The following is a 22,845-nucleotide window of genomic DNA, read 5'->3' on the forward strand; positions in this document are numbered from 1 at the left end:
ATGAAAAACGGATTAAATTCTATTTATGCAGGGATATTCATTGTAATTTTGAGCAAATAAAAAGAGGGATGATATATCCCTCCCAGATTGCTTTAAATTTAAAGTTTAGCTTTAAATGCTTTTAGCACCTGCAGCAACACGATCTTGCAAGATTTTAGGTGGGGTAAAACGCTCGCCATATTCAGCAGTAAGTTGCTGTGCTCGTGCCAAAGCCTGTGTTAAACCATATTGATTCAAAAATTGTAAAGCACCACCTGTCCATGCAGGGAAGCCAATGCCAAAAATTGAACCAACATTGGCATCAATGACAGATTCTAAAACACCTTCTTCCAAGCAACGTAAGCTGTCCAGTGCTTGTACAAATAAGAAACGGTTAATCATCTCTTGTTCAGCGATTTCGGTATTTTGATACCAATGACTTAATCCCGACCAAAGCTGTTTTTTACCCTGTTCAGGGTAGTCATAAAAGCCTGCACCTGCAGCTTTGCCTTTACGTGAGAATTGATGAATCATGGTTTGAATGACTTCATCTGCACTCGACAGTGGTCGGTCTTTTCCTTCGGCTTGCAGCGCCTTACGTGCTTCCTGTGCCACGTGTTCAGATAAGGTTAAAGATACTTCATCCTGAATAGCAAGTGGGCCAACAGGCATACCTGCTTTTAAAGCTGCCATTTCAATTTTGGCAGGATGTACGCCTTCTGCCAGTAAGCGCAAGCCTTCCTGCACAAAAGTGCCAAACACCCGACTGGTAAAAAAGCCACGTCTGTCATTGACTACAATCGGTGTTTTACCAATGTGTTGCACAAAGTCATATGCTTTTGCCAAAGTATCGGCAGAGGTGTTTTTTCCTTTAATGATTTCTACCAACGGCATTTTATCGACAGGACTAAAGAAATGCAGTCCAATAAAGCGCTGTTGATCTTGCGCAGCTTGGGCAAGCCCGCTTATTGGCAAAGTTGAGGTATTGGATGCCATCACACCTTGTTCTGCCAGAAAAACTTCGGCTTCTTGTGTGACTTGCGCCTTGAGTTGAGGATTTTCAAATACCGCCTCAATAATCAAATCACAGCCTTGTAAATCGGCAGCCTGTGCCGTTGGATGAATATTGGCTAAGACTTGTGCTGCTCGCTCTGCACTTATACGACCTTGCGATACTTGTTTATCCAATAGTTTTTGACTGTAAGCTTTGCCTTTTTCAGCTTGTTCGATGGATACATCTTTAAGAACAACCGCAATGCCTTTGCTTGCTGTGGCATAAGCAATGCCTGCGCCCATCATGCCTGCACCTAAAATGCCGACTTTTTGAGTTTGATGCGGTGCAATGCCTTGCGGACGGCCACTGCCCGATTTAATCGCATTCAGCCCATGCCAAAAGGTGCCAATCATATTTTTAGAAATTTGACCTGTTGCGAGCTGGGTAAAATAGCGAGATTCAATGCGTAAGGCTGTATCGACATCAACCTGCGCACCTTCTACTGCTGCACTCAAAATTGCTTCAGGCGCAGGGTAACAGCCTTTGGTTTTGTCGCGTAGCATGGCAGGAGCAATGGAAAGCATTTGCGCGACAGCAGGTGTAGATGGTGTTCCCCCAGGGATTTTATAGCCTTTGACATCAAATACTTGTTGTGATTGAGGATGTGCAAGAATCCAGTCTTGGGCTTTGCTGAGTAATTCTGTTTCATTTTCAGCAAGATCATGGATTAAACCTAAACTTTGTGCTTTTTCCACACTCAGCTGTTTGCCTTCCATCAACAGCGGCAGGGCAGTTTGTAAACCCAATAAACGTACCATCCGCACAATACCACCGCCACCAGGCAATAAACCTAAAGTCACTTCGGGTAAACCAAACTTGGTTTTTGCATCACGAATTGCAATACGATGATGACAGCACAGAGCAAGTTCCCATCCGCCGCCGAGTGCCGTGCCATTTAAGGCAGCTACCACAGGAATACCACGGGTTTCAATATAACGCAGCTGTGCTTTTAGGTTTTCAATCATCTGAAAAAATGAGCTGGCATGCTCAGGCTGTACTTGAATCAACTCATCTAAGTCACCGCCTGCAAAAAAGGTTTTTTTCGCAGAGGCGAAAATGATTCCCGCCACTTGTTCGTCTGCTTTTAACTTTTGTACCACTTGCGCTAATGCATCTCTAAAGTCAGCATTCATGGTGTTGGCAGATTGATTTGGTGAGTCAAAGGTTAGAATGACAATGTTATCGGCATTTTTATAATAGTGAATGGCGCTCATTTTTATACTCCTTATACTCGCTCAATAATGGTGGCAATTCCCATCCCACCGCCTACACATAATGTAGCCATGCCGCGTTTTTTATCTTGTCGTTCTAGCTCGTCCAGTAAGGTGCCTAAAATCATGGCACCTGTAGCGCCAAGTGGATGACCCAAGGCAATAGCACCACCATTCACATTGACTTTGGCGGGATCAACCTGAAGTTCTGTAATAAAACGCAGAACCACGGCTGCAAAGGCTTCATTGACTTCAAACAGATCAATATCTTCAATGTTCAGTCCTGCTTTGGCTAAGGCTTTGCGTGCTGCAGGCGCGGGTCCTGTGAGCATAATGGCAGGGTCTGTGCCAACCAGTGCGGTAGCAAGCACTTTGGCGCGTGGTTTTAAGTTGTGTTGTTGTACCGCTTGTTCCGATGCAATCAAGACCAATGCCGCGCCATCAACAATACCTGATGAATTGCCTGCATGATGCACATGATTGACTTGTCCTGCTTCAGGATATTTTTGCAGGGCAATCGCATCAAAACCCATTTGTCCCATATTGGCAAAACTCGGCTTGAGCTGTGCCAAGCTTTCAGCCGTGGTCTGTGGTTTGATAAATTCATCTTGTGCCAAAATCACCACACCTGCCTGATCTTTGACAGGTACAATCGAGCGCTCGAAATGTCCCTGTGCTTGTGCTGCTGCGGCTTTGTGCTGTGATGCTGCTGCAAATTGATCGACTTCTGTACGGCTATAGCCATCGAGTGTGGCAATTAAGTCAGCGCCAATACCTTGTGGAATAAAGTCACAAGCCATATTGGTTTCAGGGTCGAATGCCCAAGCACCACCATCGGAACCCATTGCCACGCGTGACATAGATTCCACACCACCTGCAACGATTAAATCTTCCCAACCCGAACGAACTTTTTGCGCTGCGAGGTTCACGGCTTCTAAACCTGAGGCACAAAAGCGGTTGATTTGTACCCCAGCAACATCATTGTCCCAACCTGCGGCAATCGCTGCGGTTTTGGCAATATCTGCACCCTGATCGCCAATTGGTGTGACACAACCCAAAACAATATCGTCTACTTGTGAGGTGTCTAGGTTGTGTCGTTGTTGCAATTCATTCAATAAGGTTGTGAGTAGGCGAATGGGTTTAACTTCGTGTAATGCGCCATCTTTTTTTCCTTTGCCGCGCGGAGTGCGAATAGCATCAATGATGTAGGCCTCGCTCATAATCAATCCCTTGTCGATAGTTTTCTTTATGATTGCTTTTGAGTGTAATCTGAAAATTTTGAAGTGCAATGACGAGAACGGTACAGGTCAGTGAGGTTTTTTGCTAATTGGGATGACGCAGTAATTTGGCAGAAAGATTGAAACTATAATAGAGCGATAAAAAAAGCCCTTGCGGTGTGCAAGGGCAATCGATTGGAATTACGAGTTATTGTGAATTGTCGATTCTAAATTAATGATAACCGTGCAACTGACGGTATAAACCAGGTGTGACGCCAGTCCACTTTTTGAAAGCACGGTGGAAAGTACTGGTTTCGCTAAAGCCAACTTGTTGTGCCACATCTTCAAGGGTAAGTTCAGGATTCAGCAATAGGTGAATCGCGGCATCACGGCGTAATGCATCTTTTACCCCTTGATAGCTTTTACCTTCTGCAGCCAAACGACGACGCAAGGTTTGTGGCGATAGGTACAGCATGGATGCAACATCGTTCAAGGTTGGCATTTCTTCGCCAATTTGGCTCTTTAACACGTCACGAATACGCGAAGTTAAAGAATTGGTGTTTTTGAATTTCACCAACAATTGCGCAGGCGCGGTTTTTAAGAATTCGTCTAAGGTTTCTTGGGTTTGACGAATTGGTAAATCCAAGTAGTCGGCAGCAAAGGTAATTTCGGTGCGTGGCATGTCAAATTGCATGACAGGCGCAAAGAACAGCGCATCGTATTCATCTGCATGTGCAGGACGTGGATAGCCAAAATGTACGCGCTCCAAAGGCAGGCGACGTTCAATCAGCCAAGATGCCAAGCCGTGCCAAATCATCAACATACTTTCAGTAATAAAGTGATCAGGATCCATAGCTTGTGGAATAGATGGTACCAAACGTGCTTCGTGTTTATCACGTTCTAAGGTAACCGACCAATCATCACCAAACAGTTTGTAGAATTGCGAAGAGAGTTCTAAGGCATCGCCCAGTGTTTTGGCGTGAATTACCAATTGGCACATGATCGCGAATGTACCCAAACGACGTGGCTGAGAATCAAAACCCACGTGTTCGTCTTGGGTCACCATCCACAACATTTTAATAAAGCGGGTATATTGTTCAGGTGAAATACGTGCTTTCGGTTGGCGCAGAAGTTCTGCCTCAATACCGACATGAGATAATAAGGTTTCGACATCCATGCCGAGTCGCTTAACACCCGTGAGCGCTGCATTTACAAAATGGATACTAATGGTATCTCTGCTCATGTTAAATCCTTCAGTCTCTTTTGTATTCACGTAAGCTTGACCTAAATGACGCTAAAAAATTGAAATTGGCAATTTACAATACCAATTTTACTTATTTTACATAATAAATTGCCGAAATGATCAAGGTAAATGGCTGAACATGACATTGTGTTACAGTTTTGCTGTTTATAAGATGAACGGAAAATCAGTAAAAATCGAGTAATCACAACAATGACACATGCACTGAGCGGTTTAAAAGTTTTAGATTTTTCCACCTTATTGCCCGGCCCTTTTGCCAGTTTGTATTTGGCGGATATGGGTGCAGAGGTGATTCATATTGAATCGGCAACCCGTCCTGACTTAATTCGTTTATTTCCGCCCTATGCCAATGGACAAGCGACTTCGCACAGTTATTTGAATCGGAATAAACAGTCAATTACTTTGGATTTAAAATCCCCCGAAAGTATTCAGCTTATTCACGATAAAATTGCCGAATTCGATATTGTATTGGAACAGTTTAGACCAGGCGTGATGCAGCGTTTAGGGCTGGACTATGCCAGCTTGGCAAAAATTAATCCGCGACTGATCTATTGTTCCATCACAGGTTATGGACAAACAGGCGATTATCAACAAAGGGCAGGACATGACATCAACTATTTAGCCTTGTCTGGCATTGCGGGGCATAGTGGACGGCAAGCGGGTGGGCCGCCACCGCTCGGGATTCAAGTGGCCGATGTAGCAGGTGGATCATTGCATGCTTTGGTGGCGATTTTAAGTGCAGTGATAGAACGTCAGCGCAGTGGTTTAGGGCAGTATATTGATATTTCGATGACCGATTGCGCTGCGACTTTAAACAATATGGCCGCTTCAGCAGTTTTGGCGGCACAGGTTCCTCAATATGCTGAGCAATCTTACTTAAATGGTGGCACCTATTATGACTATTATGAAACAGCAGATGGCCGTTATCTTTCAGTCGGTAGTTTAGAGCCGCAGTTTATGCAGGGTTTGGCACAGATTTTAAACTTACCGATACTTTTGGAAAAAGGGGCATCTTTAGATCCGCAAGAGCGCTTGCAAGTCAAACACGCTATTCAAGATAAAATTAAAACACAAAGTTTTGTCACATGGCAGCAGGTATTCGCGCAATATGATGTCTGCGTTGAACCTGTATTCACTTTAGATGAAGCCTTACATTCACCTTTGGCACAGCAACGCGGTTGGACAGTAGAAGTTCCTATTCAGCAGAATGCCGAAAAAACTGAAACTCAGTTGGCGTGTCCAATTAAATTTTCACGTTCTCAAATGCGTTACGATTATATCGGGCAGGCTTTGGGTGCAGGGCAGTGGTCGTCTCAGATTAAAAATCAGGATGAAGATGAAGCCAAGTCGTAATTTCAGGTAATCAATAATAGATCGAATAGATGCTATAGCAGAAAAAGTGCTAAAGCATGCACTATTTTGTGATAGCTCTATAAAAAGCCTGTAAATTTTGGCAAAGGCTTACAGGGTGTGATGTTGCAATGGCTTATCAATAAAATCGCTAATAAATATGTAAAAAACACATTTTGTTGATAGATTGAATCTCGCTATGCTGTCAGCCGTGATAATAGAAATGACTAGCTGTACGCCATGTATTTATATACTGATTTCGATCAGCAACTGATTAATGAACGTGTTGCACAGTTCCGCGACCAAACGGAACGTTATTTAGCAGGCAAATTGACTGAGGATGAATATCGTCCATTGCGTCTGCAAAATGGTTTGTATGTACAACGCTATGCGCCAATGTTGCGTATTGCGGTGCCTTACGGTCTGATGAACTCTAAGCAATTGCGTAAAGTTGCGCAGCTTGCCAAAGACTATGACCGTGGCTATGCGCACGTATCAACACGTCAAAATATTCAGTTTAACTGGCCTGCACTGGAAAATGTGCCTGACATGTTGGCAGAGCTTGCAACCGTACAAATGCACGCAATTCAGACTTCGGGTAACTGTATTCGTAATACCACTACAGATCAATATGCAGGTGTCGTGGCGGGCGAAATTGCTGACCCACGTCCAACCTGTGAATTAATTCGTCAGTGGTCAACTTTCCACCCTGAATTTGCCTTCTTGCCACGTAAATTCAAAATTGCGGTGTCTGCACTGGAAGAAATTGACCGTGCTGCGACTGCATTTCATGACATTGGTGTCTATATTGTCAAAAATGAAGCAGGCGAAATTGGCTATAAAATTAAAGTCGGTGGTGGCTTAGGTCGTACTCCAATTATCGGTAGCTTTATTCGTGAGTTCTTGCCACGTGAAGACTTGATTGCTTATTTAGAAGCTATTTTACGTGTTTATAACTTGCATGGTCGTCGCGACAATAAATATAAAGCACGTATCAAAATTTTGGTAAAAGCTTTAACCCCTGCAGTATTTGCAGAAAAAGTTGAAGCTGAATTTGCACATACGGTGAAAACCTTAAAAATTGATGCAGAAACTTTGCAAAAAATGGATGAAAACTTCACGCCATTTGCCTATCAAAACTATGCCGATGAAGATTTTAGCGAGCTGTTTGCACAGTATCCAAAATTCAAGCAATGGTTCAACATCAACACCAATGCGCACAAAGTACAAGGCTATCGTATTGTCACCATTTCATTGAAACGTGCAGGTGTTGCACCGGGTGACATGACGACAGAAGAAATGAATCTGATTGCAGATTTAGCCGATCAATATACCTTTGGTGAGTTGCGTACCACGCATGAGCAAAATATTGCTTTGGTAGATGTGCCACAAAAAGACCTGTTTGCATTGTGGCAAGTGCTCGATGCCAATAACTTGGCGCGCGCGCATATTGGCTTTATTACCGATATTATTTGCTGTCCGGGTGGTGATTTCTGTTCACTTGCCAATGCCAAATCTATTCCAATTTCAGAAGCCATTTCACGCCGTTTTGATGATTTGGATACCATTTATAATCTTGGCAAACTGGATTTGAATATTTCAGGTTGTATGAACGCTTGTGGTCATCACCACGTTGGTAATATCGGGATTTTAGGTGTCGATAAAAAAGGCGCTGAATTCTACCAAATCACTTTAGGTGGGCATGCAGACCATGATGCGTCAATCGGTGATATTTTAGGGCCATCTTTTGCTGCTGAAGTGATTCCTGATGTGGTGGAAGAAATTTTAAATACCTACTTAGATTTGCGTAGTGAAGGTGAAGACTTCATCGACACTTATCGCCGTGTCGGCATTCAACCATTTAAGGAGCGCGCTTATGCTTAATACTGCACTACCTGTGCTCGCGAAAGATGGCACGATTGCAGACAATACTTATCAAGTGATTGCTGAAGATGCAGCATTACCGCAAGGTGATGTGGTGCTCAGCGTTGAACAGCTTGATCAGTTGGCACAAATTTCAGGTAAAAAAGCCCTATATTTAACGGTAGATGCTTCGCCTGAAAATCATGAATTTCCATTGGCAGAACTGGATGCGATTTTTATTGAATTTGCAGGTTTTAACGATGGCCGTGGTTATTCTTTTGCGGCATTGTTACGCCGTCAAGGCTTTCAGGGTGAACTTCGCGCAGTCGGTGATGTCTTTAAAGACGTCTTAAATTATATGAAGCGTGCAGGTTTCGATACTTTCGTGATTAAAGAAGGTAAAGATGTGCAAGAAGCTGCAGCAGGTTTGGCGGACTTTACCCATCCTTATCAAGCTTCTACCGCAGTGCCAAAACCAAATTATCAAACAGGTGCGTAATATATTGATGATGGATTTCATCGAAATGTAGATAGATTTTATCGAAATATCACGGTTCACACATTTACAAACAGCCTGCCATGTGCAGGCTTTTTGTTTGCCTTAAAATGATCAAACGGCTTGTTTTATCGCACTTCTTAATGATTTAATTTACCGTAAAGTGCTGTAGTATAAGCACGCTGATGTAGCATCGCAGTCTTATGTAGGCGTTATTTTTACATTATCAAAAATCAATCAAGACGATAATTTGATGTGATTATCCTCTGATTTATTTTTCAATTTTTTCATGATGAAGTGATTTGTCTTTATGCAAAATTCTATCCGTATTGGTATTGCTGGTTATGGCAACTTAGGTCGTGGTGTTGAAACGGCGATTCATAAAAACCCAGATTTACAATTGGTGGGTATTTTTACCCGTCGTGCGCCTGAAAGCGTTTCACCATGTTTTGCTGAAACAGCAGTGTTTCACATGGATTCATTGTCAGATTTTCAAGACAAAATTGATGTGCTGATTTTATGTGGTGGTTCAAAAGACGACTTGCCACAACAAGGTCCAGTACTGGCGAGCCAATTTAATATTGTCGATAGTTTCGATACGCATGCACGTATTCCTGAATATTATGCATCTGTAGATGCACCTGCGACAGCGAACAAGAAAACTGCACTCATCTCAATTGGTTGGGATCCAGGCATGTTCTCGATTAATCGTTTATTTGGTGAAGCGTTGTTACCTGATGGTGAAACCTATACTTTTTGGGGTAAAGGTTTAAGTCAGGGTCACTCAGATGCCATTCGTCGTGTTGATGGTGTAAAAGCAGGTGTGCAATATACCATTCCATCGAATGATGCCATTGAACAAGTGCGTAGCGGTGCGCGTCCTGTATTAAGCACCAAAGATAAACATACTCGTGAATGTTATGTCGTACTTGCAGAAGGTGCCGATGCTGCTGCGGTAGAGCAAGCGATTGTGACCATGCCAGATTATTTCGCTGACTACAACACAACCGTAAATTTCATTGATGAAGCGACTTTAGCCAAAGATCACCAACGCATGCCACATGGTGGTTTTGTCATTCGCAGTGGTAATACCAGCGATGAACAAAAACAAGTGCTTGAATTCTCATTGAAGTTAGACAGCAATCCTGAGTTTACCGCGAGTATTTTGGTGGCTTATGCACGTGCTTGCTATCGTTTAAACCAAATGCAGCAATATGGTGCAAAAACTGCTTATGATGTTGCGCCAGGTTTATTGTCAATGAAATCGCCTGAACAGTTGCGTGCAGAATTGCTCTAAACTTTTTAAAGCTATAAGCAAAAAGACGAATCAATGATTCGTCTTTTTACTTTTTGAATAAAGAAGGGTTAGGGAATGACTTTATTCAATCTACCTCAATCCCTCTTTACGAAATAGGGGTTGCAAGGCACTTAAAGTAATTCAATCGCGACCGCAGTTGCTTCACCACCACCAATACAGAGAGCAGCCACACCACGCTTGCCACCTGTACGTTTAAGCGCATGAATCAAAGTTAGGATAATACGTGAACCTGTAGAACCCACAGGATGCCCAAGCGCACATGCACCACCGTTGATATTCACTTTTTCAGGATCAAGCTTGAACTCATTCATTGGGCATATGGTGACCATGGCAAAAGCTTCATTAATTTCCCATAAATCTACATCTGCAACTTGCCAACCCGCTTTATCCAATACTTTTTGAATCGCAGCAACAGGGGCGATGGTGAACTCAGATGGGTGTTGTGAATTGGTGGCATAAGCCACAATTTTTGCTAATGGTTGTAAACCTTTATTTGCTGCATTTTCTGCAGACGTTAGGACTAAGGCTGAAGCACCATCTGAAATTGAGCTGGCATTGGCTGCGGTAATCGTGCCATCTTTGGCAAAAGCTGGACGAAGTGTTGGAATTTTTTCAATATTGGCATTAAAAGGTTGTTCATCTTTATCTACAATGACATCGCCTTTACGAGTTGTAACTGTCACAGGGACGATTTCATCAGCGAAATAGCCTTCATTGACTGCAGTTTGTGCACGTTTGAGTGAGCGAATCGCAAAGTCATCCATTTGTTGGCGTGTGTAACCTTTGCTATTGGCCATATCTTGTGCGAATGAGCCCATCAAACGACCTGTTTCAGCATCTTCAAGGCCGTCTAAGAACATGTGGTCTTTCACATCACCATGTCCCATACGGTACCCAGCACGTGCTTTGGTCAGTACATAAGGTGCATTACTCATTGACTCCATACCACCAGCGACAATGATTGAGGCAGAACCTGCTTTGATTGCATCGGCTGCTTGCATGACAGCTTTCATACCAGAACCACAGAGTTTGTTGATGGTGACCGCACCTGTAGAATCTGGTAAGCCTGCTTGACGCATCGCCTGACGAGCAGGGCCTTGCTTTAAGCCTGCAGGCAGGACGCAGCCCATAATGACTTCGTCGATTTCTGTTGCTTGTACCCCCGCACGTTGAATGGCCGCTTGGATACTCGCCGCACCTAATTCTGGTGCAGTCACATTGGCTAAACTGCCTTGAAAGCCACCCATTGCAGTGCGTGCACCATTTACAATAACGATATCCGTCATTTTATTCTCCCAGTTTTTTATATGTGCTTTTGTCTAGATTTAATTCCAAGCAGGAATAGATCACTTCAGCAGTATAGGCAAAAAAAGATGAGCATAAAGTGACAATATAAAGATCATTTAGACTGCTCAGTTAACATCCATTGATGTCTTCAGCTCGAGTTTGCCCCATTTTACTAAGCACCAGTCGTTTGCTCGCGACGTGAGTAGAGCAGTAAAAGAAACTACCATTCGAGCCGACCGGCAAACCTTGTTGTGCATTAAAAGTTACACTGGGTATGTTTAAAGTGCCACGCCAATCCAAGGTACCGTATTTAAGTGCAGTTTTTTCTGTATAAAGAATGTATTCATTGTTGTCTATCTGACGATTTTTATTTCGATCAATAAAAATCATAAAACCCGTATTCCAGTTTTGCTTACTGCATTGGCTAAAGTCATGTGTTGGACAGATCACAACATTACTATGATGGGTGAAGGCATGGGAGCGTGCTATTTTCAGGCTGGACTGTAATGAATACTGAATTCGCTTGAGTTCTTGTTGTGCCATCAGTTGATGAAAATGGGGTAGGGCAATCATGACTAAAATCGCACTAATTGCTAAGGTGACGATCAATTCAAACAGCGTGAAGCCGTTTTTTCTTATATTCGACATAAGTCTATACCTGTTATTGTTATGTTTTTTTATGATTAATTTGAGTAATTTGTTGTTTTATAGTGCTTTATCTGCTGTATAATAAATATTAAACAACTTTCGATAAAGCTGTTAAAATAAAGCGCAAGAAAGATAAGCTATTCACAATAAAAAATTGAGTAGAAAGTTACCGAATTACAACGGAAATTGTAAGTAATTTTGTCAATAATTTACTTGATTAAAATTATCAAGCACTTGGAAAAGTAATAAAGTGTTTGTATGATTCAAAGTGACTAGCTTAAAAATAATACTGGGGTATAAGAAAGCCTATCTCAGGGTAGTCGAAAATTTAGGCTTGAGCTTGAACAACAATTGTTATCTCTGGAGGATAAATCCATGAAAATGAGTCGTATTGCATTAGCAATGCTCGTAGCTGCTCCTTTAGCTGCTGCAAACGCGGGCGTAACTGTTACCCCATTAATGCTTGGTTACACTTTCCAAGACACTCAACACAACAATGACAAGCTAACAGATGGTCCAGAATTACAGGACGATTTATTTGTTGGTGCAGCACTTGGTGTTGAACTTACTCCTTGGTTAGGTTTCGAAGCTGAATATAGCCAAGTTAAAGGTGATGTAGAAGGTCTTGGTGCGGGTGCTGAGTATAAAGCTCAAAATATTGCTGGTAACTTCTATGCAACTTCTGACTTGATCACTAAAAACTACGACAGCAAAATCAAGCCATACGTACTTTTAGGTGCTGGTCATTATAAATACTCGCCAGAAGGCTCTATTGCTGGTGAAGATATTGAAGGTACTTTAGGTAATGCAGGTGTTGGTGCGTTCTTCCGTTTGAACGATGCTTTATCTCTTCGTACAGAAGCGCGTGGTACTTACCACTTTGACGAAAAATTCTGGAACTACACAGCTTTAGCTGGTCTTAACGTAGTTCTTGGCGGTCACTTGAAGCCAGCTGCTCCTGTAGTAGAAGTTGCTCCAGTTGAAACCGTTGCTCCAGTTCAACCTGCTCCACAAGAGTTGACTGAAGACTTGAACATGGAACTTCGTGTGTTCTTTGATACGAACAAATCAAACATCAAAGATCAGTACAAGCCAGAAATCGCTAAAGTTGCAGAGAAGTTAGTTGAATATCCAAACGCTACTGCTCGCATCGAAGGTCACACTGACAACACTGGTCCACGTGCATTGAACGAACGTTTATCTTTAGCGCGTGCGAACTCTGTTAAATCTTCACTTGTAAATGAATACAATGTAGATCCAGCTCGTTTGTCTACTCAAGGTTTCGCTTGGGATCAACCGATTGCTGACAACAACACTAAAGAAGGTCGTGCTATGAACCGTCGTGTATTCGCGACGATCACTGGCAGCCGTACAGTGACTGTTGAACAACAAGCTCAATAATTTGAGTTAAGTTGAAAAAACGACTCTTCGGAGTCGTTTTTTTATACTTCTTTTTTTATGAGGTGTTTGGATTAAAGAGTGCCTGAAATAATTTACATTCAATACGTTTAAAAAATATTGTAAAAGTATGATTTTTAGAATAAAGAGTAAATAAGGTAGAGGCTGATGGTGCTTAATATTTCGGTCTGTTGACTCGTAAACTTAGTCGAATTTTTATACCAAGTTTATCGTCAATTCATTAAAAAACTCCAAAGCGTCGTCGCAGATCAAAATTTTAAAATAAGATATATGTACTCGATGTCTATCAGTCGATCAAGTCGTTGTTTAGCGATTATAAAATCAACATTGAGCAGTCTGTGGCGTGATCTCTCGCCGTAATAATGATAACAAAATATGTTGTAAATCGAATTTGGTTTAAATTTACCCTAAAAAAACAGCCAAATGTTGGCTGTTTTTAGAATCTTGGCTTCTCAAACGAAGTGCAATAGAAGAAGATTTACTTTAGTCATGATCAGGATGTAGTGGTTTCACATCCATCTCCTGATATGCAATCAGTTTGGTTTTGTGTTTCCATTTATAGCCTAACCAAATGACCAAGAACAAAAGAATACCAATATAAGTCGATAAAACAGCGAGCCATTCACCATCAAGTACAGCTTGGTAGTTTTGCCCTAATACAACAATCGCACATAAAATAAAGGCAAACCATGGCGCAAAAGGGAAGAATTTGGCGCGGTAATCTAAGTCTTCAAGTTTGTAGCCTTGTGCCAGATAGCCTTTACGGAAGCGGTAATGTGATACAGCAATCCCGAGCCAAACGATAAAGCCACACATGCCTGACATATTCAGTAGCCAGTTAAATACTTGTTCTTCGCCGATAAATGTCGTTAAGAAACACAGTGCAGCGATTGCTGTCGTGGCATACAGTGCATTCATTGGGACGCCACGTGCATCTAAGCGAGCAAAAGCTTTTGGCGCACTGCCTTTGCGTGCCATATCAAATAACATACGGGTCGATGAATACATGCCCGAGTTCCCTGCAGAAAGAATCGCAGTTAAAATCACCGCATTCATGACACTTGCAGCAAAGGCAAAGCCTGCTTGCTCATATAATAAAGTAAACGGAGAGAGCGCAATGTTATCGGTGGCGGCTGCTTGAAGTAAACGTGGGTCATCATAGGCGATTAACGTGCCAATAATGAAAATACACACGATATAAAACAACAAAATACGCCAGAAGATTTGTTTGATTGCAATAGGAATGGTTTTCTTAGGATTTTTAGATTCACCCGCTGCAACGCCAACCATTTCAGTACCTTGAAATGAGAATCCTGCAATCATCGCCACACCAATTAAGGCAGATAGTCCACCTACAAATGGCGCTTCGCCTTTGCTCCAATTGGCAAATGTCGAAACATCAGGGTTGAGCATGATTTTGACAATCATGAAAATACCAATGATGATGAAGGCGACAATCGCAAGGACTTTGACCAGTGAGAAGAAAAACTCTGATTCACCAAAACCTTTGACGGTTAATGCGTTAATTGCGAAAACCACCGCTAAAAATAATGCACTCCAGTAAAAGCCAGGAATATCAGGAAACCAAAATTTCATGATGAATTGCACCGCAACCAATTCAAATGCCACGGTAATAGCCCAGTTGTACCAATAGTTCCAACCTAGTGCAAAACCGAAACCACCTTCGACATATTTACTGCCATAGGTAAAGAACGCGCCTGAAGTTGGATTATGCGTTGCAAGTTCGCCTAGACTGGTCATCAAAAAATAAATCATGACGCCAATTAGGGCATACGCAAGCAAGGCGCCACCAGGACCTGCATTGGCAATGGTCGCACCTGAAGCAAGGAATAAACCTGTACCAATTGAGCCACCAATGGCGATCATGTTTAAATGACGCGCACCGAGCTTACGCTGCAGTTTTCTACTGTTGTGTGAGTCGCTCATCCTACTTCCTTTGTATTTTTCTGCGTGCTGGCAAACAGCACTTTAAAGCCTTGTTGATCTGCCTTGATTGTGCATTGACCGAAACTTTGTTCAATTAAGAGTGGATAATTCAAAAAGCGATTGGCCACAATCCAAAGTTCACCACCCGATTTCAGATGACGACGTGAGGTTTTACACAGATTTTCACTGGCATCGTAATGTGTTTGAATGCCTTGGTGGAACGGGGGATTACTCACGATGGCATGCAAAAATAGCGGTGCATCTTCAATGCCTGTCACGGCTTTAATTTCAAGTTGTTGTGGATTGAGCTGATTTTTTTCAAACGTCATTTGCGTTGACGCTAAAGCAAAGGCATCGACATCTAAAGCAAAAATACGATTTTCAGGGTTAAGTTTGGCTAAGTAAGCACTGATCACACCCGCGCCACAGCCAAAATCTGCAATTTTTCCAGCAGTAACCTGATTCAAATAAGGCAATAATACAGCCGTGCCAACATCCAAGTGTTTTTGGCTAAATACACCCGGCAAGGCACTAATTTGTAAATCACCTTTAGGTGTAGCAACTGTATAGTTTTTCGCCCAATCTGCTAAGGTTTTAGTTTGAACCTTGCAGTCTAAAATCAGCTGCCATAGTTGGCAGTGGCGGGCGCTATCTAGTTTGAGTGTTTTGCCATAAGGTTGTAATTGCTTTGCAGCCCGTTCAATTCCTGCTTTCTTTTCACCGACTAAAAATACGCTGCTGCCTTGTGGGAGTTGTGCGGCAATGGTGTGAATCAGGTAATTGAGCAGTTCCTTAGATTTCGGTACAAAAATAACAGCCTGATCAAATTCACCGACAGGCAATTCTGCACCAAAATGCACTTGCGCCTGTTGATTTTGAAAGTATTGATAGTCGTTAAAATTCCATGTCCAAACAGAAGCTTGGATTGAGTCACCCAATTCTGCGAGGAGTTGATCGGTCGGGGCATTGATCAGTAGAACGCGACCAGACAAATAGTCATATTGTCTGAGTAAAACTTCGCTTTGGGGGTTCATGGTTCTCTCTCCAATAGAAAAACACTGTCTAAGTTCAGCTCAGACAGTGTTTTTTGGACATGCAATTACTTTTTAGTTTCAGGAAGCACAATATTTAAAATGAGTGCTGCAATACCGCCTGTTGCAACACCTGAACTGAAAATATTACGGAATAATTCAGGTAAGTGTTCCAGAATTTGTGGCACTTGTGCAACACCTAAACCTAAGCCCAATGAAATTGCAATAATCAGCAAGGCACGACGATCTAAAGCGACACCTGAAAGAATATTGATTCCCGAAGCGGCAACAGCACCAAACATCACCATCACAGCACCACCCAACACGGCTTGAGGCACAGCCTGAATCACACCCGCGACTGCAGGAAGTAAACCTAAAATGATGAGTAGAGCAGCAATCCAGATACCGACATAACGGCTAGCAACACCTGTAAGTTGAATCACGCCATTGTTTTGGGCAAATACCGAACTTGGGAAGGTGTTGAAAATACCTGCCAAGAATGAGTTAACGCCATTTACCAATACACCGCCTTTAATGCGTTGCATCCACTGTGGGCCATCGACAGGTTGATTGGAGAGTTTAGAGGTCGCGGTAATATCACCAATGGCTTCCAGTGAAGTCACCAAATAAATAAATGCTAAAGGAATGAATAAGCTCCAAGAGAAATCCAGTCCAAAATGCATCGGTGTCGGAACTTGTACCAAAGGGGCATCTTTCAGACCTGAAAAGTCGAGATGACCCATCATGCCTGCCATTGCATAACCAATCACCAAGGCAATTAAAATGGCAGAGCTTTTAATCCACGTGATATTGATGCGGTTCAAAATAATAATAATCGCCAAGACCGTACACGACATAATCAGGTTGTCGGTATTTGCAAAGGTATTATTGCTCATGGCTTGATAGCCACCACCCATACTGATTAAACCTTCTTTAATTAAGGTTAAGCCAATCAGAAGTACCACAATGCCTGTGACCAGTGGGGTAATCAGCTTTTTGACCCACGGTAAAATTTGTGAGACGCCCATTTCAATAAACGAACCAGCAATGACTACGCCAAAAATTGCCGCCATAACGGATTCAACAGGTGTGCCTGCGGCGACCATAGCAGCGCCAATACCAATAATTGGGCCAATAAAGTTAAAACTGGTGCCTTGCACAATGAGCAAACCTGCACCAAAAGGGCCGACTTTTTTACATTGTAAAAAGGTTGCAATACCTGAAATGACCAAAGACATTGACAAGATCATGTTGGTATCTTGTTTGGAAACGCCTAAAGCCAAGCAAATTAAGAGGCCTGGTGTGACAATCGGAACAATAATTGCCAGTAAATGCTGAAAAGCTGCTAAAAAAGCGATGAATGGTTTTGGACGGTCATTCAGACCATAGACCAAATCGAGCTGGTCTTTTGGGTGGGGAGAGTGGTTTAAATCAGACATGAGTCATAAAAAATTGCAAAAGTGGCGCTATTCTAATCGAGTTACACAGCTTTACAAAACCCAAAGCACGCCACTCATCAAAAAAAATTGTGTGTGTCAATAAAGTGTCACTATAAAACTTTAGTATTTTTCTGTATAATTTGCCCTCAAATTTATAGCGTATTGAATTTAAATGTCTGATATTAAAACTCTCCGCAACATCGCAATTATTGCGCACGTTGACCACGGAAAAACAACTCTTGTGGATAAACTTTTACAACAATCGGGCGCACTCGGTGAACGAGCGGGCGAGATTGAGCGTGTCATGGATTCAGGCGCTATTGAAAGTGAACGTGGTATTACCATTCTTGCAAAAAACACTGCAATCAAGTGGTTAGACAAACGTACTGATACTGAATACCGCATTAACATTGTGGACACCCCGGGACACGCCGACTTCGGTGGCGAAGTTGAACGTGTAATGTCGATGGTGGATTGCGTACTTCTTTTGGTTGACTCACAAGAAGGCCCAATGCCACAAACACGTTTCGTAACGCAAAAAGCGTTCGCACGTGGTTTGAAGCCAATCGTGATCATCAACAAAGTAGACAAGCCAAACGCGCGTCCAGACTGGGTTATTGATCAAGTATTTGACTTGTTTGATAACTTGGGTGCAACCGATGACCAATTAGACTTCCCAATCGTATATGCATCAGGCTTACGTGGTGTTGCTGGTCCTGCGCCAGACGAATTAGCGGAAGATATGACGCCGTTATTCCAAACAATTGTAGATATCGTCGAGCCACCAGCAGTTGATGTTGATGGTCCATTCCAAATGCAAGTCTCTTCACTTGACTATAATAGTTTCGTGGGTGTGATTGGTGTGGGTCGTATTCAACGTGGTTCTGTGAAATTGAATACACCTGTAACCGTGATTGACCAAGAAGGCAAAACACGTAACGGTCGTATCTTAAAAATCATGGGTTACCACGGTTTAGAGCGTATCGACATCGAATCTGCATCTGCAGGTGACATCGTTTGTGTAACAGGCATGGACGAATTACATATTTCTGACACGATTTGTGATCCGAAAAATGTAGAAGCTTTACCGCCGCTTTCTGTAGACGAACCAACCGTATCGATGACTTTCCAAGTCAACAACTCACCTTTTGCAGGTAAAGAAGGTAAGTTTGTGACTTCACGTAACATCCGTGAACGTCTTGACCGTGAATTGATTCATAACGTTGCACTTCGTGTAGAAGATACTGACAGTCCAGACCGTTTCAAAGTATCTGGTCGTGGTGAACTTCACCTTTCAGTATTGATTGAAAACATGCGCCGTGAAGGCTTCGAGATGGGTGTGTCTCGTCCGCAAGTGATCTTAAAAGAGATTGATGGCGAAATGCAAGAACCATACGAAAACGTGACTTTTGACGTAGAAGAACAGCACCAAGGCGCTGTGATGGAACAAATGGGTAACCGTAAAGGTGAGATGACCAATATGGAAGTAGACGGTAAAGGCCGTATCCGTATTGAAGCAACTGTGCCTTCACGTGGTTTAATTGGTTTCCGCTCTGAATTCATGACCATGACTTCTGGTACGGGTATCATGACGTCAAGCTTCTCACACTATGGCCCAATGAAAGCAGGTCAAGTTGCGAAACGTCAAAACGGTGTGTTGATCTCTATGGTTCAAGGTACGTGCTTGGGTTATGCATTGTTCAGCTTGCAAGACCGTGGTCGTTTATTCGCCAAGCCTCAGTTAGAAGTTTACGAAGGTATGATCATTGGTATTAACTCTCGTTCAGATGATATGGTGGTTAACCCAACCAAAGCGAAACAGTTAACAAACGTACGTGCTTCTGGTACTGATGATGCGTTGACACTGGTACCTGCAATTGAATTCACGCTTGAACAAGCGCTTGAATTTATTGAAGATGATGAGCTGGTTGAAGTAACGCCAAAGTCAATTCGTATCCGTAAGCGTTACTTGACTGAAAACGAACGTAAACGTAACCGTTCTGGTAAATAAGTTTTAAAAATGATGTTGTCCTCATGCGGGGCAGCAAAATTTAAAAATGCCATCAATTTATTGATGGCATTTTTTGTTTAAAATTAGCAAACCAATATATAAAAGCAGATGATTTCCGAGTAAATTACGTGGAAATGAAGCTATAAAATTAATGTATACTTCGTCACATAAATTAAAGTCAAAAAAACTGGAGATTTAAATGAGTATTATTCAAGAGTTCCGCGAATTTGCGGTAAAAGGTAACATGATCGACTTGGCTGTCGGTGTGATTATTGGTGGGGCATTTGGTAAAATTGTTGACTCATTAGTGAAAGATATCATCATGCCATTGATTACTGTGATCACTGGCGGTGGTGTGGATTTCACACAAAAGTTCTTTGTTTTGGGCGATAACCCAAACAATTTACAGTCTTTAGATGAGTTAACCAAAGCAGGTGTAAATGTCCTGACCTATGGTAACTTCCTTACGATTTTAATTAACTTCATTATTTTGGCATGGGTGGTGTTCTTAATGGTGAAAATGATTAATCGTATGCGCCGTAAACAAGAAGAAGCAGCGCCAGAACCAGCAGCAACGCCAGAAGATATCGCGTTGCTACGTGAAATTCGTGATGAATTGAAAAAACGTCAATAATTTTTAATACGCAATCAAAACAAACGGCGCTTTATGCGCCGTTTGTTTGCACCCTATTCTCTAGGATGGAGAGGCACTGAAGGCATAAAAATTACATCCGAAACTTTACTTCTACCAAATGAAAACCAAACTGACTTTTTACAGGTCCGTGTAGTACGCGTTCTGCTGCGGTAAACACTAATTTATCAATGACGGGTACCAATTGTCCTTTTTTGACCTCACCCAATTCCCCACCTTTTTTTCCTGAAGGGCAGGTCGAAAATTGTTTGGCAATTTTGGCAAAATCAGCACCCGATTGAATCCGCTTTTTCAGTTGCTCACAGGTTTCTTTATCTTTCACTAAGATATGACGCACAATTGCGGTTCTCATATTGATTTACCTCGTTTGCTTGTTGCAGCTTTGGTCGCGGTAGGTACTTTTTTCAAAGGCTGACATTCAGGACAAAATACCGAGGCACGTTGGCCCAGTTTTAAATTTTCTAGTGTGGTTTCACAGTTCACACACATTTCACCTGCACGTCCATACGCCAACAAGGTTTGTTGGAAATAGCCATTTTCGCCCATCGCATTGCTGTAATCACGTAAGGTCGAACCGCCTAAATCAATTGCTTGTTTTAAAATGCGTTTGATTTCGAGCACTAGTTTTTCAATCTGTTTCAAACTGAGTGATGATGCAGGTTGTGCAGGGTGAATACCTAAATTAAACAGACTTTCCGTGGCATAAATATTGCCCACACCCACCACGACATGGTTATCCATAATTGCAACTTTGATGCCAACATTTTTGTTTTTGAGCTTCTGTGCAAGATAGTCGGGGTTAAAGGCATCACTCAACGGCTCAGGGCCAAGTGGATCTATCAGTTTGCGTTGAGAGCTTTCATTTAGCCATAAAATACAGCCAAAGCGACGTGGGTCGTGGTAGCGCAATTGTATATCTTCAAACTGAATAATCAAATGGTCGTGTTTGCGTAAATCTTCCTGCGCATCGCAAAGACGAAAACTGCCCGACATGCCTAAATGCCACAACATGCTGTCCTGTTCAAATTGCGCCAGAATGTATTTGGATCTGCGGGTCAATTGCAGTAATTTTTGTCCTGTGAGTTTATGTAGGTTTTCTGGAATGGGCCAGCGTAAATTGGCTTGACGTACTTCTACATTCAGGACTTTTTGATCAAGTAGCGGCAATAGACTAGTTTTGGTAGTTTCAACTTCTGGTAATTCTGGCATGGTACAAATTCAATCCGCTTTTAGAAATTAAGCAGGCAAGGATATACAGTAATGCGCTTAATATTGGGCATTATCCATAGAATACAAGCCATAGTGTGCTGTCGCAAAATTATTCTGTGTAAAACAAAAGCAGGCTTTGCAAAAACCATACAACACGTTATAAATAAATCATTTTTAAATATCTATTATAGAAAAACCATCTAAAACAGATGGCAGATTCTGAGTGATTACTTCTTTTTTATTTAATGATTCGCTTTTGGTGAATCGCACTGTATGAGGGCTTGCAGCGTGACATTACTTTTTCAGCCGATTCAATTTGGATCACTGCAACTTGCCAACAAAATTATTATCGCTCCGATGTGTCAATATTCTGCCAATGAACAAGGTGAGTTGAGCTATTGGCATGAGCAGCAATGGGCAAATTATGCCTTGTCGGGTGCAGGGATGTGCATTGTAGAAGCCACCGCAGTACAGGCTGAAGGGCGTATCAGCTATGCAGATTTAGGCTTATGGAATGACATGCAGCGTGCGCAGCTTAAAGCCTTATTGCATAAAGTTAAAAGTTTATCGCCTATGCCATTTGCTGTGCAGTTGGCACATGCGGGACGTAAAGCCTCAACCGATAAACCTTGGCAGGGCAAAGGTCAGTTTAGCCCAAGTGATGCACATGGTTGGCAGACTGTATCGGCCAGTGAGTTACCATTTCAACCGCACGAACATCCTCCGCATGCTTTAACGCAAGATGAAATTCAACAGGTGATTGCAGACTTTGCCAGTGCCGCAGTACGAGCGGTGGATGCAGGTTTTGATTTAATCGAAATTCATGCTGCACATGGTTATTTGCTGCATCAATTTATGTCACCACTGTCTAATCACCGCCAAGATGAATATGGCGGCAGTTTGGAAAATCGGATTCGCCTTACATTGGAAGTATTTCAAGCGATTCAAAATGCTGTTCCACAAGGCTATCCAATTGGGGTGCGAATTTCTGCAACAGACTGGATGGATGATGCAGAGGGTTGGAATGTGGAATCTTCAGTAGGTTTGGCAAAAGCACTGGAGCATTTAGGTGCGGCTTATATTCACGTGTCGAGCGGTGGTTTGCATGTCGATCAAAAAATTGATTTACATGCGGGTTATCAAACACCATTTGCACATGCCATTAAGCAAGCTGTAAAAATTCCTGTAATTGCGGTGGGTTTGATTACCGAAGCGATGCAGGCAGAAGGTATTTTGCAATATGAACAGGCCGATGCGATTGCGATCGCACGTGCGATTTTATATGACCCTCGTTGGCCATGGCATGCTGCGGCAGAATTGGGTGAAAAAATTGAGATTGCCCCGCAATATTTGCGCTGTCAGCCGCATGGGTTTCGTACTTTATTTGCGCCGTTTAAATCCACAGATACGGAAGTGGAATCCTAATATTTTATCTGCTTAAAATAAGTGAAAC

The 22,845-nt window shown here is 42.4% G+C and carries 18 protein-coding genes; 8 read left to right on the top strand and 10 right to left on the bottom strand.

The features are described 5' to 3' along the window. Positions 1 to 111: 111 nt before the first annotated feature. The 3 genes from FTT70_RS00125 to FTT70_RS00135 all read right to left on the bottom strand — a co-directional run bounded on the left by FTT70_RS00125 (position 112) and on the right by FTT70_RS00135 (position 4,704). Positions 112 to 2,247, bottom strand: a complete 2,136-nt coding sequence (locus FTT70_RS00125) for a 3-hydroxyacyl-CoA dehydrogenase NAD-binding domain-containing protein (RefSeq protein WP_178319463.1) — start codon at positions 2,245 to 2,247, stop codon at positions 112 to 114. An 11-nt stretch (positions 2,248 to 2,258) separates the two neighbouring features. Further along, entirely contained in the window at positions 2,259 to 3,464 is a 1,206-nt protein-coding gene (locus FTT70_RS00130; protein WP_096901568.1) for an acetyl-CoA C-acetyltransferase, read from the bottom strand. Positions 3,465 to 3,693: 229 nt separating this feature from the next. Beyond that, positions 3,694 to 4,704, bottom strand: a complete 1,011-nt coding sequence (locus tag FTT70_RS00135; protein WP_004972448.1) for an AraC family transcriptional regulator — start codon at positions 4,702 to 4,704, stop codon at positions 3,694 to 3,696. Positions 4,705 to 4,914: 210 nt separating this feature from the next. Between FTT70_RS00135 and FTT70_RS00140 the strand changes: the two genes are divergently transcribed. The 4 genes from FTT70_RS00140 (at position 4,915) to FTT70_RS00155 (ending at position 9,728) form a co-directional block, all read left to right on the top strand. Further along, entirely contained in the window at positions 4,915 to 6,075 is a 1,161-nt protein-coding gene (locus tag FTT70_RS00140) for a CaiB/BaiF CoA-transferase family protein (protein ID WP_180158996.1), read from the top strand. A 237-nt stretch (positions 6,076 to 6,312) separates the two neighbouring features. Continuing rightward, entirely contained in the window at positions 6,313 to 7,956 is a 1,644-nt protein-coding gene (locus FTT70_RS00145; protein WP_004972445.1) for a nitrite/sulfite reductase, read from the top strand. Continuing rightward, a complete protein-coding gene (locus FTT70_RS00150; protein ID WP_180006101.1) occupies positions 7,949 to 8,434 on the top strand; it encodes a DUF934 domain-containing protein in 486 nt (161 codons plus the stop codon). Before FTT70_RS00145 ends, FTT70_RS00150 begins: the two co-directional genes overlap by 8 nt. A gap of 307 nt (positions 8,435 to 8,741) precedes the next feature. Continuing rightward, positions 8,742 to 9,728: a diaminopimelate dehydrogenase gene (locus tag FTT70_RS00155; protein ID WP_004972441.1), complete on the top strand. Its 987-nt coding sequence runs from the start codon at positions 8,742 to 8,744 to the stop codon at positions 9,726 to 9,728. 131 nt (positions 9,729 to 9,859) lie between these two features. Here FTT70_RS00155 and FTT70_RS00160 read toward each other — a convergent pair whose 3' ends face one another. Further along, positions 9,860 to 11,035, bottom strand: a complete 1,176-nt coding sequence (locus FTT70_RS00160; protein ID WP_180168155.1) for a thiolase family protein — start codon at positions 11,033 to 11,035, stop codon at positions 9,860 to 9,862. Between the two features lie 130 nt (positions 11,036 to 11,165). Beyond that, positions 11,166 to 11,684 (bottom strand): GspH/FimT family pseudopilin, encoded by a 519-nt coding sequence (locus FTT70_RS00165; protein WP_180168156.1) that lies wholly within the window; start codon positions 11,682 to 11,684, stop codon positions 11,166 to 11,168. Positions 11,685 to 12,059: 375 nt separating this feature from the next. On the opposite strand from FTT70_RS00165, the gene omp38 reads away from it, so the two are divergent. Next, entirely contained in the window at positions 12,060 to 13,085 is a 1,026-nt protein-coding gene (gene omp38 / locus FTT70_RS00170) for an outer membrane protein Omp38 (protein ID WP_167845802.1), read from the top strand. A gap of 501 nt (positions 13,086 to 13,586) precedes the next feature. Here omp38 and FTT70_RS00175 read toward each other — a convergent pair. The 3 genes from FTT70_RS00175 to FTT70_RS00185 form a co-directional block, all read right to left on the bottom strand. Continuing rightward, positions 13,587 to 15,050: an amino acid permease gene (locus FTT70_RS00175; protein ID WP_180168157.1), complete on the bottom strand. Its 1,464-nt coding sequence runs from the start codon at positions 15,048 to 15,050 to the stop codon at positions 13,587 to 13,589. After that, a complete protein-coding gene (locus FTT70_RS00180) occupies positions 15,047 to 16,084 on the bottom strand; it encodes a methyltransferase (protein WP_104853089.1) in 1,038 nt (345 codons plus the stop codon). Before FTT70_RS00180 ends, FTT70_RS00175 begins: the two co-directional genes overlap by 4 nt. A gap of 65 nt (positions 16,085 to 16,149) precedes the next feature. Further along, positions 16,150 to 17,520, bottom strand: coding sequence for a uracil-xanthine permease family protein (locus FTT70_RS00185; protein ID WP_180168158.1), 1,371 nt, complete (start codon positions 17,518 to 17,520; stop codon positions 16,150 to 16,152). Positions 17,521 to 17,692: 172 nt separating this feature from the next. Here FTT70_RS00185 and typA point away from each other — a divergent pair, with 172 nt between their 5' ends. Both typA and mscL read left to right on the top strand, forming a co-directional pair. After that, complete coding sequence (gene typA, locus FTT70_RS00190) at positions 17,693 to 19,531, top strand: translational GTPase TypA (RefSeq protein ID WP_104853091.1); 1,839 nt, start codon at positions 17,693 to 17,695, stop codon at positions 19,529 to 19,531. A gap of 199 nt (positions 19,532 to 19,730) precedes the next feature. Further along, positions 19,731 to 20,165 carry a large conductance mechanosensitive channel protein MscL gene (gene mscL / locus FTT70_RS00195; RefSeq protein ID WP_004972423.1) on the top strand — a complete coding sequence of 145 codons (435 nt, stop codon included), beginning with the start codon at positions 19,731 to 19,733 and terminating at the stop codon, positions 20,163 to 20,165. A gap of 91 nt (positions 20,166 to 20,256) precedes the next feature. On the opposite strand, the gene FTT70_RS00200 is transcribed toward mscL, so the two are convergent. Further along, on the bottom strand, positions 20,257 to 20,535 hold the full coding sequence (locus tag FTT70_RS00200) for a peptidylprolyl isomerase (RefSeq protein WP_004972420.1): 279 nt from the start codon (positions 20,533 to 20,535) through the stop codon (positions 20,257 to 20,259). Then, entirely contained in the window at positions 20,532 to 21,392 is an 861-nt protein-coding gene (gene mutM / locus FTT70_RS00205) for a bifunctional DNA-formamidopyrimidine glycosylase/DNA-(apurinic or apyrimidinic site) lyase (protein ID WP_179995518.1), read from the bottom strand. Before mutM ends, FTT70_RS00200 begins: the two co-directional genes overlap by 4 nt. Positions 21,393 to 21,680: 288 nt before the next feature. On the opposite strand from mutM, the gene FTT70_RS00210 reads away from it, so the two are divergent. After that, on the top strand, positions 21,681 to 22,817 hold the full coding sequence (locus tag FTT70_RS00210; protein WP_179994319.1) for an NADH:flavin oxidoreductase/NADH oxidase: 1,137 nt from the start codon (positions 21,681 to 21,683) through the stop codon (positions 22,815 to 22,817). Positions 22,818 to 22,845 lie beyond the last annotated feature (28 nt).

It is taken from the genome of Acinetobacter sp. YH01003 (genome assembly GCF_013420525.1).
GTDB lineage: Bacteria > Pseudomonadota > Gammaproteobacteria > Pseudomonadales > Moraxellaceae > Acinetobacter > Acinetobacter towneri.

Bases quoted from the DNA above. Each gene is read 5' to 3' on its own strand.
- FTT70_RS00175 (WP_180168157.1), bottom strand. From the start codon at position 15,050: ATGAGCGACTCACACAACAGTAGAAAACTGCAGCGTAAGCTCGGTGCG.
- FTT70_RS00135 (WP_004972448.1), bottom strand. From the start codon at position 4,704: ATGAGCAGAGATACCATTAGTATCCATTTTGTAAATGCAGCGCTCACG.
- FTT70_RS00140 (WP_180158996.1), top strand. From the start codon at position 4,915: ATGACACATGCACTGAGCGGTTTAAAAGTTTTAGATTTTTCCACCTTA.
- mscL (WP_004972423.1), top strand. From the start codon at position 19,731: ATGAGTATTATTCAAGAGTTCCGCGAATTTGCGGTAAAAGGTAACATG.
- FTT70_RS00125 (WP_178319463.1), bottom strand. From the start codon at position 2,247: ATGAGCGCCATTCACTATTATAAAAATGCCGATAACATTGTCATTCTA.
- FTT70_RS00180 (WP_104853089.1), bottom strand. From the start codon at position 16,084: ATGAACCCCCAAAGCGAAGTTTTACTCAGACAATATGACTATTTGTCT.
- mutM (WP_179995518.1), bottom strand. From the start codon at position 21,392: ATGCCAGAATTACCAGAAGTTGAAACTACCAAAACTAGTCTATTGCCG.
- FTT70_RS00130 (WP_096901568.1), bottom strand. From the start codon at position 3,464: ATGAGCGAGGCCTACATCATTGATGCTATTCGCACTCCGCGCGGCAAA.
- FTT70_RS00160 (WP_180168155.1), bottom strand. From the start codon at position 11,035: ATGACGGATATCGTTATTGTAAATGGTGCACGCACTGCAATGGGTGGC.
- FTT70_RS00165 (WP_180168156.1), bottom strand. From the start codon at position 11,684: ATGTCGAATATAAGAAAAAACGGCTTCACGCTGTTTGAATTGATCGTC.
- FTT70_RS00155 (WP_004972441.1), top strand. From the start codon at position 8,742: ATGCAAAATTCTATCCGTATTGGTATTGCTGGTTATGGCAACTTAGGT.
- FTT70_RS00200 (WP_004972420.1), bottom strand. From the start codon at position 20,535: ATGAGAACCGCAATTGTGCGTCATATCTTAGTGAAAGATAAAGAAACC.
- omp38 (WP_167845802.1), top strand. From the start codon at position 12,060: ATGAAAATGAGTCGTATTGCATTAGCAATGCTCGTAGCTGCTCCTTTA.
- typA (WP_104853091.1), top strand. From the start codon at position 17,693: ATGTCTGATATTAAAACTCTCCGCAACATCGCAATTATTGCGCACGTT.
- FTT70_RS00145 (WP_004972445.1), top strand. From the start codon at position 6,313: ATGTATTTATATACTGATTTCGATCAGCAACTGATTAATGAACGTGTT.
- FTT70_RS00185 (WP_180168158.1), bottom strand. From the start codon at position 17,520: ATGTCTGATTTAAACCACTCTCCCCACCCAAAAGACCAGCTCGATTTG.
- FTT70_RS00150 (WP_180006101.1), top strand. From the start codon at position 7,949: ATGCTTAATACTGCACTACCTGTGCTCGCGAAAGATGGCACGATTGCA.